Genomic DNA, 13659 nt, shown 5'->3' on the forward strand with positions numbered 1-13659 from the left:
AGTGAAGTATATTAACAATGACCCCTTTCCCAGAGACAAAATAAGATGGTTGGTATTACAGAATTAGATAAATTGCTTAGTGCAATGTCACCAGAACTGCAAAGACAAGAGTTTGTATTTTGCACGGTCGCAGGCGACATTGGAGATTATTCTTCTCTTAATCCAATCGCTATTTTTGTTGAGTCTGAAGGGCTTACGCTAATTCTTGAAAAGTCTACAGCAGAAAAAGCCGGCTTGAAATTCGAAGGTAGCTTTCGGCAAATTACCTTAACTGTCCACTCAAGCTTAGAAGCTGTAGGCTTAACAGCTGCAGTTTCAACTAAATTGGCATCTAAGGGCATCAGCGCAAATGTGATCGCGGCTTATTACCACGACCATATTTTTGTTCAATCGAGCAAAGCGGACGCAGCATTGTTAGCACTACAGGAGTTCGGCGCTTAATTAGCGATTGTTTTGCTGCTAGCCAATGCATCAGGCGGAGACTCAGGCACTGTATGTATCACTTATGCTTTTGCATTTTGTGCCAATAACGTTTTATAGTAGGTGTAAAGAAAATAATACGCCGAAGGTAAGTGAGCATGCCAAAGTTTAACGTTGAAAAAACCATTTGTATCGATTCTCCTATCGACACTGTTTATCCTATGATCAATGATTTTAATAACTGGATCCCTTGGTCTCCATGGTTGCTGATGGAGCCTGAAGCAAAAGTAGAAGTTGCGAACGATAGTAAATTTTATAGTTGGGATGGCGATAGGGTCGGCTCGGGTAATATGTCAGTATTGTCTGAAGACCAAGTAGGTGAAAATAAAGTTGTTAAATATGACCTTAACTTTTTAAAACCGTGGAAATCCCAAGCGGATGTGTCATTTGTATTAACACCTTTGTCAGACAAGCAAACCCAAGTGTCTTGGACGATGGATTCTAGCTTGCCATTTTTTTTGTTTTGGATGAAAAAAATGATGATCACCTTCATTGGTATGGATTACCAAAGGGGGTTGAACATGCTCAAGGAACTTGTTGAAACAGGCAGCATCAATTCTAAAATAGAGATGCAAGGAGAATCCCATTTTCCTGGCACTTTATACATAGGCATTGAAAGTCAGTGTGCGTTTGACGATATTGGTCCAGCAATGAGTCGAGACTTTACAGCGTTAGAAAGTTTTATGGAAAACCATACTGCGCTCATCAATGGGAAAAGCTTCTCGATTTATCATAAATGGAACATGTCAAAACAAATTGCAAGCTATACTGCGGCAATCCCTGTTTCGGAAATACCCGATAATTTGCCTGACAACATGATTCATGCAAAAAGACCAGACACAAAAGTATTCACGCTGCGGCATACCGGTGCTTACATGCATTTAGGCAATGCTTGGTCAACACTCTATACTATGGAGCGGAACAAAGAAATTGCTTGTAAAAAAGGGCAGCACCCCCTCGAAGTTTACGAAAACAACGAAGCAGATGTTGCCGCCAACGAATTGATTACAGATTTGAAGTTTCCAATAAAATAAGCGTTGATGATATGTATTGATGTTTCGGGTTAGGCAGGGCTAAAAACAAGCGTCTTGTTTGACCTAACCGTTTCTGTAGGTGTAACTATAACCATTAATTGCGGGCGCACCACCTAAATGTGCATATAAAACTTTCGAGCCACTAGGGAAAAATCCTTTTTTTACCAAATCAATCATACCTTGCATTGATTTACCTTCATATACAGGGTCAGTGATCATGGCTTCAGTCCTTGCTGCTAGACGAATAGCCTCATTTGTTTCATTACTTGGTATACCGTAAGCAGGATATGCGTAATCAGGATTAATGTGTATGTCTTCTGTAGTAATTGTTTGACCTAGTTTAATCAATTTTGCCGCATTTTTTGCTATCTCTGTGACCTGCGCCCTTGTTTTGTCAATAGTGCCTGAAGCATCAATACCAATGACTTTATCCGCTCTTCCATCTGCTTTAAACCCCACAATCATGCCTGCTTGAGTGGAGCCGGTAACAACACATACCACGATAAAATCAAACGAAAAACCAAGTTCTTCTTCTTGTTCTCTAACTTCTTCAGCAAAGGCGATGTAGCCTAATGCGCCATACTTATGAACAGAACCACCAGCAGGTATTCCATATGGTATCCCACCTTCGTCTTTAACAGATTGTATTGCTTCCTCGTAGCTGCTTCTTATTCCAATATCAAAACCATCGTCAACAATGCGGCTATCTGCGCCCATTAATCTTGTCATTAAAATATTCCCAACACGATCGTAAACAGCATCTTCATGAGGAACCCAGCTTTCTTGCACCAATCGACACTTCATACCTAGTTTTGCCGCAGTTGCCGCGACCATTCTAGTATGATTAGATTGCACGCCACCAATAGACACGAGAGTATCTGCACCTGCAGCAATAGCGTCTGGCACAATAAACTCTAATTTTCTCAGCTTATTCCCACCCATTGCTAAACCAGAATTACAGTCTTCACGTTTGGCATAAATATCAACTTTACCGCCGAGCGCCTCTGTTAGCCTTGGCAAATACTCAATAGGTGTTTTACCAAAAGTAAGAGGATATCTTTCAAAATTTTTCAGTAGATTAAGTTTTTTCAATTGTTTCTCAAGTGCTTAAATGATTCATTAATAACATAAATGTTAACAAAATAAGGATGGAAGGTGTTTTCGATTCATGCGCAAAATAATTATATTTTGATCTATAAAAATACAAATTATGATATAGAATCTTAAAAATTGATAAAAACTGAGAGAATATTTCATGTTTGGCTTAGATAGAATAGACCTAAAGATATTAAGGGTATTACAAAATGATGGACGGCTGTCTAATGCTGAGCTAGCAGAATCAGTAAACGTCAGTGCAGCAACTTGCCACAGGCGCACGCAAAGGTTGATTGAGCAGAAATTTATTAAGTCGGTTCAAGCTCATATTCAACCCAATGCTGTGAATCTAGGTTCTATGGTCATGGTAGGTGTAGTAATTGATCGATCAACTCCAGAAAGTTTTGAAAATTTCGAGCTTGCTATTAAAAAACTGTCGATTGTTTTATCTTGTTATCTAGTAGCAGGAGAGTACGATTATTTATTAAAAATTAGAGTGAAAGACATTGCTGACTTTAATAAGTTGCATAGTGATAAATTATTAGCACTGCCTGAAGTACGTCAACTAAGAACTTATTTTGTAATGAAAGAAGTTGTCGATAACGCACCGCTACCTTTTTGAATGGTATTTTTGAGCATACTAGATGTGTAGAACGCATACACTTTTAATACGCCAATCAACAGATACTTTATATTGTATATATAGGTGTTCGTTTTGACCAAACAGTTAATTAAACAAGATAACGACAAAAAATATCTGTCTGTTGTCAGTCATTTTGCAATTGAAATGCTGTCTCTGACTTCTGAATCGGATATTGTTTGGTTTCTTGCTCAAGATGTTGTAGCTCAAATGGGATTTGAAGATGCAGTTATCTATCTTTATGACGAAAATCGACAAGTGTTGAACCAAGTCGCTGCATACGGCAATAAAAGTCAGGATGAAAAAACAGTGCTCTGCCCTATAGAGATACCTCTGGGACGTGGTGTTGTAGGCAAGGTGGCACTAGAAAGGAAAGCTATACGAATTGGCAATACAAGAAGTTTTGAAGATTACATCGTTGATGATGACGAGAGATTATCTGAGTTGGCTGTACCCATGCAAGTTGAAGGACAACTTATAGGCGTGATTGACTCTGAGCATCCACAGACAGACTTTTTTACAGAACAACATACAAAAATACTCACCGCTATTGCATCAATGGCAGCAATAAAAATTGAAAAAACCCGAACAACTGATCAATTGCAAGACACCGTCAATGCCCTAGAGCACAATGTGAAAATCCAAGACTCTTTATATGCAATTGCTGAACTCGTACATAAATCTAGTTCTTTAGAGGAGTTTTGTCAGTCTATTCATCAACTTGTGGGTAGAATTCTTAATGCAAGAAATTTTATTATTGCGTTAGAAGAGTTAGAAGAAAAAACTATTCGATTTCCGTATTGTGCTGATGAATGTGATGTATTTATTGATAATAAAATCCCTCTTGACTATACATTACCGAGTATTACCGGCTATATCTTAAAGCATCAGCGTGCTCTGTTAGCGCAAAAAAAGGACTTAGAAAAGCTTGTTGACGCCAAAGAAATGTGTGTAGAAGGGACGGTCCCTGAGGCTATGTTAGGCGTGCACTTTGGGCAAGATGAAATACGTGGAGTGGTAATAGTACAAAGTTACGATCAAGAAGATAAATACGATAGTAGCGATTTACAATTGCTGCAGTATGTAGCCAACCATGTCTACATTGCGCTAAAGAGAATAAAGGCTAAAGCTGAACTTGAGTTTTTAGCACTTCACGACCCACTTACCTCATTACCAAATAGAGTGTTGCTTTCTGAGCGAGTGAACGAAGCTATTCAGTTATATAATCAAAATAAAATACGCCAACTCGCCATATTATTTTTGGACCTTGATAAATTTAAAGACATTAATGACATGCATGGTCACCACGCAGGCGATGAGTTATTAGTTTTTATATCTTCTCAGCTTAAAAGCATAATGGGTAAAAATGATACGCTTGCAAGAATTGGCGGGGATGAGTTTGCAGTAGTGTTGCAAGATATAGAGAGTAAAAGCGCTATTGAAGAAGTAGCAAATAAAATTATAAAAGCTGTTTATCATCCATTTAAATTTGAAAAATACGTATTACAAACTACTGTCAGTATTGGTGTAGCTATTTATAACAATGAGACTATTTCCCAAGAAAAACTTTTTGTTGAAGCTGATGAAGCAATGTATCTTGCTAAGCTGAAAGGGCGCAACCAAGTATTCTTCTATGACCAAAAATACACAAACAAAAACGTACATTCGCATAAACTAGAATTAGAATTTAGCGATGCTATGTTTAACCAAGATTTGTATCTTGTTTTTCAGCCAATAGTCAATTTATCTTCCAACACCATTATTTCAGCGGAATGCTTAATTCGCTGGAATCATCCTACGTTGGGCGAAATTTTACCAAGCAGTTTTATCAATGAACTGCAAAGAATCGGTAAAATTATTGAGTTAGATGTCTATGTGTTCAAAAGTGCCCTAAAACACTTAAAAACAATCCATCAATTAACAGGCAAAAAGTTTCGCTTATCTATGAATGTGTCGGCTGTTGGTTTCGCATCAGCTTATTTTTCGAGCGTGGTTGAAGAGTATAAAAAAGAGTATGCCAAAGAACTTGAATATCTAATTTTTGAAATAACGGAACAAACCTTATTAGAAAACTTAAATGACGTAAAAGCAGCGATGGAGGGATATCGAGCACTAGGTATTCAAATAGCCTTAGATGATTTTGGCACCGGATATTCATCACTTAGTTACTTACATGAGCTTCATTTTGATATTTTGAAAATAGATAGAAGCTTTATGCTAAAAAAACAATCGAGTTCAAAATCGCTGATTATTCTAGAGGCGGTTATTAGTTTAGCCAGAGCTTTAAACATGACTACTACAGCTGAAGGAGTTGAAACTAAAGCTCAACTTAGCAAAATAAATGAACTAGGTTGTAATAATGGGCAAGGGTATTATTTTTCTCGCCCATTTAGCTTTGAAAGTTTAATAGAGATGTTAAATTATGAAGCGAAAGAGCCGCTGGATAGCACTAGCTCAGATAGTGTTAAAAAAGTGAGTGAATAAAATCAATAGCATTATTCCAGTAGCACTCCCAATACTGGGCTAAACTAAAGAAGTTATGTAAAACCACCAAGAAAGTGTTAGGTTTATAAAAACAAAGTAGTTTATTCAACACTGTGCCAATGCAATGCATACATTATGAGGCGAGTGAAAATAATAATTAATCGTATACACTACAGTGATCGTTTATCCAAGGAAACAACACCATGTTAATAAGCAACTACCTTGCAAGTGGCGTTTTAGCACTTGTTCTTTCAGTTTCATCAGGGTTTACACTAGCCCAAGATAAAAAAACCAACCCACTCGCAAATATCAAGTTACGTAATATTGGCCCAGCAATGATTTCTGGTAGGATTTCTGATTTTGCCGTTAATCCTTCCAAGCCTAATGAATTTTATGTGGCAACTGCTTCAGGTAACCTTTGGAAAACCACCAACAATATGACGACTTGGACGCCGATGTTTGAAGATCAAGGGTCTTATGCCATAGGTGTAATTGAAATGGCGCCGACAAACAGTAATGTGCTTTGGCTTGGCTCTGGAGAAAACAATTCACAACGCTCAGTCGCATATGGTGATGGTGTTTATAAAACATTAGATGGTGGCAAGACGTGGACAAACATGGGGCTTAAAAACGCCGGTCATATTTCGCAAATTTGGATTGACCCTAGCGATATTGATCATGTACTTGTTGCTTCTCAAGGTCCATTGTGGAGTAACGGTGGTGATCGAGGTTTATACAAGACCACCGACGGAGGCGAAAATTGGAAGCGCATTTTAGATATCGATATTTACACGGGTATCAACGAATTTGTTGTTGACCCAAACAATCCAGAAATCATTGTTGCCACAAGTTATCAGCGCAGGCGTCATGTATGGACACTTATTAATGGGGGCCCGGGCAGTGGCATTCATAAAACAACTGACGGCGGTAAAACATGGGAGCAAATTTCTGCGGGACTACCTTCAGAAAACATGGGGCGCATTGGTATTGCCATGGCACCATCAGCTACAAATATGCTCTATGCTATTGTTGAGTCAAACGATAAAGACAAGGGTGTATATCGTTCAGAAGATTTTGGTCAAACATGGGCAAAACGTTCAGGACATATGACAAGTAGCCCTCAATATTACAATGAATTGGTGGTCGATCCACTAAATCCAGAGCGTGTTTATTCACTAGATACTTTTACAAAAGTGTCTGAAGATGGTGGTAAGTCTTTTAAGTCATTGTCAAACCAATTTAGGCATGTTGATGACCACGCTTTATGGATAGATCCAAAAAATACTGATCATCTGATCATGGGGGGTGACGGTGGCGTATATGAAAGCTGGGACCGTGGACAAAAGTGGCGTCACGCACAAAATTTACCACTTGGGCAGTTTTACCGTGCTCAACCAGATAATGCATCCCCGTTCTACAATGTGTGCGGTGGTACTCAAGACAATAACTCTTTATGCGCACCATCGCGTACCGATGTTATTCACGGCATTACCAATGCTGATTGGAATATTGTGATTGGTGGTGATGGCTATAAACCTCAAATTGACCCCAATGATCCAAACATTATTTATGCACAATATCAGTATGGTGGATTGGCCCGCTACGACAAACGCACTAGGGAACGTGTATCTATTACGCCTCATCCAAAAATGAGTGAAAAGGCCTATAAATGGAACTGGAATTCTCCATTATTGCTCAGCCCGCATAATTCGACACGCTTGTTTTATGCAGCTGAAAAAGTGTTTCAGTCTGACGACCGTGGCGAAACATGGCGTGTTATTAGTCCCGATTTAACGCGCAAAATTGACCGTAATAAATTAAAGGTTATGGACCGAGTATGGAGTGTAGACACTATAGCTAAAAACGCTTCAACGTCTATGTATGGGTCAATAATTGCGCTAAACGAGAGTCCGTTGAAGGAAGGCTTAATGTATGTGGGTTCTGATGATGGTTTAATCAGTGTTTCTGAAGATGGCGGTGAAAATTGGCGCACAGAAGACAGTTTTAGAGGTGTACCCGACATGTCGCTGGTAGAGGATGTTATTGCATCGCTGCACAATGAAAATGTCGCATATGCCGTTTTTGATAATCATAAGCGCGGTGACTACAAACCATATGTGCTAAAAACAACAAATAAGGGTAAGAGCTGGAAGCTAATTAGCAATGATCTTCCCGAGTGGGGCTCAGCTCACACTATTGCTGAAGATCATGTTGATCCTAATTTGCTGTTTGTTGGCACAGAGTTTGGCTTATTTGTGAGCCAAAATGGTGGGGAAAACTGGTCCCAAATGAAAGGCAATTTTCCAACTATTTCTGTTCGTGACCTTGAGATACAACGACGTGAGAGTGATCTAATAGTAGGCACTTTTGGCCGAGGTATCTATATTCTGGATGATTATTCCCCCCTTCGAACGTCGGCTGAGAGTTTGAGCAAACAAAATGCTACCTTGTTTCCAGTAAAAGACAGTTGGCTTTATTTGCAAGGTTATCAATACGGAGGTGAACGCAAAGGTTCAAATGGTGATGCATTTTATAGTGCCGACAACCCAGCTTATGGCGCTGTATTCTCATTTTATTTAAAGGACGGATTTAAATCGTTACAGAAAATACGTCGTGAAGTAGAAAAGAAAATAGAAAAAGAAGGCGGAGATACCCCATATCCAAGCTGGGACACTTTACGTAAAGAAGACCAAGAAGAAGCACCGACGGTATTTCTTGAAGTTAAAGATGCCCAAGGGCAGCTAGTCCGCATTATTGATGCGCCTGCAGGTAAAGGTTTTCATCGTGTTGCATGGGATATGCACTATCCCTCTTCAGCCCCTGTGTCGCTCAGTAAGCCTTCAGGTTATGTCCCGCCTTGGGCTATCCCACCTAAAGGACCAATCGCTTTACCAGGGGAATACACCGTTAGCTTAAAAGCGAGGCAATTTGGAAAAGTATCTGTATTGTCTGAACCACAAGCGTTTAATTTGAAGTTGCTGAATAATAGCCCAGAAATAAGCACCGATCGTGAAGGCCTATTAGCAATACAAAAACGAGCCGCAAATCTTTTTAGATCAGTAAGAGGTGCATCAAAAGCACAAAGTGAATTGCGTAGCCGAATTAAATATTTAATTGCGGCGGTAGATGTAACGCCGTCTGCGAACGAAGCACATGCACAAGCTGCCCGTGAATTAGCCGCTCGCTTAACGCCTTTGAGTGTATTGTTAGATGGTGATGCAACGGTTAGAGCCCGTCAAGAGCCTGTACCTTGGTCAGTTTCAGGTAGAACAACCAGTTTGTATTACGCAATCAGTGGTAGTCAAAACAAGGTGTCGGGTAATCATTTGTCGTCGCTTGAAATCGCTGAAGCTGAATACACCAGAGTAGCGGATAAGCTGAAGCGTTTACAAAACGATTTAACGACTTTGGAAGCTGAATTAGAATCCATTGGTGCGCCTTGGACACCGGGACGTATCCCAACACTAGAGTAAGGTACTTGAGGGCGCTCAATTTGGGCGCCCTTATACTTTGGCAGGCATCATTTTTACACTATGAATCATAAGCGTTTCCCAACTGGTTTATTATTTACCTTCATTGTTTTTTTGCCCATTATATTTGCCCATGTGGCATATGCTTCAGATCAATTCGTAGATCGCATTAGCGTTGTTGGGAAAGCCCCAACATATCTTAATGACCTCAATGGCATTGCTCCCATTACCTCAATCGACATTCAAAGCGAAAGTAACTTGCTCTCTGTTGCTGATGTTTTTAATTCAACCCCGCAAGTAAATTACAATGGTCAAGGAGGCTTGCTGCAAACCTTGAGTATTAGAGGTTTATCTCGTTGGCGGATACTGACTATGGTAGAAGGTGTGCCTATTTATACTGAGCGCCGTGCCGGCAATGCTGCTGAGTTTATCGCGCCAAGCTTTATTGGCAATGCTTATGTTTTATCTGGTGCAGCCTCTACCCAATTAGGATCGGGTGCACTAGGTGGAGGCATTGATTTGCGTTTAGCAACAACTTTAGATCCTACCATCACTGCTACTTATGCGCATCAACAAGACTACCGAAGCTTACAAATATTGGCAGGCCAGGAGCTTAGCAAGAGTACTTTATACTGGGGAGCTAATGTAAGAAAAGCAAACCGTGGAGCAGACGGCTTCGATCATGCAATATTTAATGCTTTTGAACAGTCTTCGGCTTGGATAAGAAGTGTCACTGAAGAAGGTTTTGTTAAAGACGCATTATTGTTAGTTTCTTCTTCGAATAATATTGATAAGGCAAGTGCAGACCTGCCACAGGATCGTCAAACACTTTACCCAAATAACAATCATTGGTTGGCAAAACTGACATTTAATTGGATGAATGCAGAAGTGTATGCTCACAGTGCTAGTCTTGATACCCAAATCTTAAGGCCAGGGCAGCGAATTAATTTATTACAAAATAAAGCGTTAGGCTGGGGAGCAAGAATCGGCGATGTTTTTTCAGCAAATGAGTGGCTTATCAATTGGGAGTTTGCGCTAAATGCTCGCAATGGGGTGGAGGCAAATGAGCAAGAGCTTTCTTTAATGGAGAATCTCGTTTTTGATCGAACAAACCTCGAGGGTCGTCAAAACGCTTGGCATTTTTCCCTGACTTCTCGAAGAGATTGGCATAATTGGGTTTTATCTGGCGGTTTTAGGTGGGAAAAAATGTTCCAATATGGTGGCTTGAACGCAGAACAAAGGGTTCAAGACACTAATTTCAGCGGGTTTATTGGCGCTAGGAAAATCTGGAAAAAACACTGGTCTACAGGCGTATACTTAAGTAGTGGATTTAGGGTACCCACCCTCACTGAACGCTTCTTTTTTGGGAGCACTCCGCGTGGAATAACGCAGGGTGAGCAAGCGCTTTTAACCGAAGACACAACAAACATGCAAAGTGATATTGAATATCAAAGCGACAATATCGCGGTAAATGTAAGCCTGTTCCATCAGAGCATTGATAATTACATTGAAAGAGTCAGTTTAAATGATAACTTAGCGCAATATAAAAACCTCAAGGACGCAGTCATACAAGGGGTAAATTACATTGCAAGTTGGACCTTATCACCTTCTGTTTATGTAAAAATTCAAGGGCAATGGTTGTGGGGAGAAGATAATTCTGGCGATGCTGTAAATGACATAAGCCCTAACCAACATGAGTTTAGGTTGGGCTGGCAATCTGATTTAACATCCTTGTGGCTCAATATGACCTATCGACAAAAGCATAACAAACCGGGTACCGCCGAGTTACAGACCGGTGATGTGGTATATTTTAAAGTAGGCTATGAGCAGATATTATCTTCGGCTTTAACGGCAAGTCTTAATATTAGCAATTTAACCGATAAGGGCTATCCAGTCAGCACGGATGAGCTTGCGCCAAATGCACTAGGTCGTAACATTGAATTAAATATGGTTTATACATTTTAATTTTAATCAGGTAGCACTAAAGTTGTGCTCTGTATAATCGAAACGTATTTTTTTAGTTCACCTAAACCGCAGAGCCTATAAATATGAAATCAATTGTTAGTTACTATTTTTTCACCGCAATTATTGCCTCGCCAGGATTTGCCACTGCCTCAAGCCCTGAACAATCAGCGGTTTGTGAATCCGAGAATGCAATGCTGTTCGAAAGCTTCGATAACAAAGATTCGCTAGCCGCTAAATTAATTGATCGCGAAAAAAATTACAGCGTCTCTAATGGTGTTATGACAATACATTATGTGGGTAGCGAAAGAGGCAGCGAACGAAACCGCGCTCATATCCCTCTTTCGCGCAGTGTTCAACAAGCAACATTGAATTTTGATGTTTATTTCCCTGAAGATTTTGATTTTGTCTTAGGGGGAAAACTATTCGGTTTCGCGCCAGAAAACCCAGTATGGGGAGGCCAAGAAACTAAGCTTGATGGATGGTCTAGTCGCATAATGTGGCGTGAAGGCGGACGACCGGTTACTTATAATTATCATCAAAATCGTCCGGGTAAATACGGTGAAGACAGTTCTCCAGTAGGAGAGCTTAGCAAGATTCCTCGAGGAGAATGGCTGTCTCTGTCTATCTATTTAGATGCTGGAACAGGCAATAAGGATGGTCGTTCAGAGGTGTGGCTAAATGGTAAAAAAGTCAGTGAGCTTACTGGACTGTCGTTTTACGACAAAAGCAAAAAGGCACTAATAACAACACTAGCGCTGCAAACCTTTTTTGGTGGGAGTAGCCCTAAATGGGCGCCTAAAAATGAAGATGGCACTTACCGCAATCTTTCTGCCACGGTTGATAATATGGGCGTGACCGAAGGGCCTTGTATTAGGCCACAGCCCATAAGAGATATTTAGATTAAAAAATTGCACTGCAAGTATGGACAAACATCATTTAGAAATTTCGATTAGTTGTTTTGCCGTCTCCAGTGCGGGGTCACCTGACCTTAAAAACGCTTCAACCGTCATTGGTGCATAAATGTCTGGTGTTACGCCCATTCCAAGTTCAAAACTTTTTACGTTATTGGTATAACGGAAAAATGGGACTCGTGTCGTTATTTTTGATTCAGGTAGGGTGAGCGTAAATAATAGACCAGCAGTAACACCTTCTTTGCTTCCCCCGGTTTTTTCACCGACCATGGTTACTCTTCCAGCCGATTGTAATGCAGACAACAAATTCGTGCTGCCCGACGAGTTACTATTGCTTGTTAGTGCAATTAGCTTTCCAGAGAAGGCATACTTAGTTGGTTTGATAGTGTCAAGATCATCAGTAAACCATGAACGAAGCGAATAGCCACCGTCGTCGTTTTTGCTAAAGCCAATTCTATTTGGATCGAGCGCGCGTTTGTCCCATGTCCATAAGTGAGGGCGAATATCTTCGAACTCCAAAGTATTCACCCGCATGTCGGTTTTTACCTGCATTTTTTCTGCTATTAAGTTAGCGAATAAACCCATACTGGCATCAGACGAGCCACCGCCGTTGTTGCGTAGATCTAAAATCAGCACATCACGTTTTTCTTGTTTAATAGCTTTAAAAATGGGCTTATAAATGTCTTCAGGGTCAACAGTTTCGCGATAGTTTACAAAAGTATCGATGCGCAAATAAGCGGCTTTATCGCCAATACGTTCAAATATAACCGCATCTTTAAAGTTTCTGGCGTCGCTACCTAAATTGGGTAAGGCACGATATTCTTTGTAGTTAATACGTGGCATATTAATTTCTTCGATGTCACCATAGCTGGTTTTAATGCTAACGGTAACACGTGCTTTGTTTTTCCATTTTAAAGTGCCAAAATGATCTACTGCGCCGCCCATAAATTCCATGGAATCACTGATGCCAGGGTTGCGCGACCATTCGGTATAGCCATCAACAGGTATGTAATGTTCGACTTCTTGAACAAGCTCCTTAATATCGCGACCGTCGATGGCGACCACTTCATCCAATAAAGAGAGTTTGTTTTCTGCATCAACGCCAATCACAAAGGCTCTTTGCTCTATCCAGCGCCATTTGAAAGGTAGGTAGATGGGATTTTCGTTGCGTTCTTTGGCCATGGCTTTAGGCAAATTTGCTTTGGTATGGTCACAACGAATTAAGGTCAAACTGGATTGAATGCGTAAGTAAAAATCGGTGATGGACATGCCATTGTCTTGCTCAGCTGTAGTTGTAATTTCATCCCAGCTTCGCTCAAGCGTGGCTAAGTCGTTATAGCGCGTGTAACCGGGATGAAGACGTTTGTAGGTCTTTTTTAGTAGCTCTATATCAGTCTTGATTTGTTCAGTGGTGAGTATTTTTTCACCATAGCTACTGGCGCTTGTCTGTGCCCCTTGGGCAGGCAAAAAGCTTGAGAGTATTAGTAATAAAATAACAAATATTTTGCTGATAAAAGCGCGTTGCATAAACATATAAATTCTCCAGATGACGATATTTTGATATACCACACGGTATCCAT

General features: G+C 40.3%; 9 protein-coding genes. 7 read left to right on the forward strand and 2 right to left on the reverse strand.

Translation table 11 applies throughout. From position 1 onward, the window contains the following. Window positions 1–45: 45 nt before the first annotated feature. Together RM552_RS08590 and RM552_RS08595 are read left to right on the forward strand one after the other, a co-directional pair. A complete protein-coding gene (locus tag RM552_RS08590; protein ID WP_311368414.1) occupies window positions 46–441 on the forward strand; it encodes an ACT domain-containing protein in 396 nt (131 codons plus the stop codon). A 137-nt stretch (window positions 442–578) separates the two neighbouring features. Further along, window positions 579–1514 carry an SRPBCC family protein gene (locus RM552_RS08595; RefSeq protein ID WP_311368415.1) on the forward strand — a complete coding sequence of 312 codons (936 nt, stop codon included), beginning with the start codon at window positions 579–581 and terminating at the stop codon, window positions 1512–1514. A 63-nt stretch (window positions 1515–1577) separates the two neighbouring features. On the opposite strand, the gene RM552_RS08600 is transcribed toward RM552_RS08595, so the two are convergent. Continuing rightward, entirely contained in the window at window positions 1578–2606 is a 1029-nt protein-coding gene (locus RM552_RS08600; protein WP_311368416.1) for a 1-aminocyclopropane-1-carboxylate deaminase, read from the reverse strand. A gap of 163 nt (window positions 2607–2769) precedes the next feature. Between RM552_RS08600 and RM552_RS08605 the strand changes: the two genes are divergently transcribed. From RM552_RS08605 to RM552_RS08625, 5 genes are all read left to right on the forward strand, one after another. Then, on the forward strand, window positions 2770–3231 hold the full coding sequence (locus tag RM552_RS08605) for an Lrp/AsnC family transcriptional regulator (RefSeq protein WP_311368417.1): 462 nt from the start codon (window positions 2770–2772) through the stop codon (window positions 3229–3231). Between the two features lie 93 nt (window positions 3232–3324). Continuing rightward, window positions 3325–5733 (forward strand): bifunctional diguanylate cyclase/phosphodiesterase, encoded by a 2409-nt coding sequence (locus RM552_RS08610; protein ID WP_311368418.1) that lies wholly within the window; start codon window positions 3325–3327, stop codon window positions 5731–5733. A 203-nt stretch (window positions 5734–5936) separates the two neighbouring features. Further along, window positions 5937–9206, forward strand: a complete 3270-nt coding sequence (locus tag RM552_RS08615; RefSeq protein WP_311368419.1) for a glycosyl hydrolase — start codon at window positions 5937–5939, stop codon at window positions 9204–9206. A gap of 60 nt (window positions 9207–9266) precedes the next feature. Next, a complete protein-coding gene (locus RM552_RS08620) occupies window positions 9267–11168 on the forward strand; it encodes a TonB-dependent receptor plug domain-containing protein (RefSeq protein ID WP_311368420.1) in 1902 nt (633 codons plus the stop codon). A gap of 83 nt (window positions 11169–11251) precedes the next feature. Next, window positions 11252–12067 carry a polysaccharide lyase gene (locus RM552_RS08625; RefSeq protein WP_311368421.1) on the forward strand — a complete coding sequence of 272 codons (816 nt, stop codon included), beginning with the start codon at window positions 11252–11254 and terminating at the stop codon, window positions 12065–12067. Between the two features lie 33 nt (window positions 12068–12100). On the opposite strand, the gene RM552_RS08630 is transcribed toward RM552_RS08625, so the two are convergent. After that, window positions 12101–13612 (reverse strand): S41 family peptidase, encoded by a 1512-nt coding sequence (locus RM552_RS08630; protein ID WP_311368422.1) that lies wholly within the window; start codon window positions 13610–13612, stop codon window positions 12101–12103. Window positions 13613–13659 lie beyond the last annotated feature (47 nt).

Source organism: Glaciecola petra, assembly GCF_031846345.1.
In the GTDB taxonomy this organism is placed as follows: Bacteria; Pseudomonadota; Gammaproteobacteria; order Enterobacterales; family Alteromonadaceae; genus Glaciecola; species Glaciecola petra.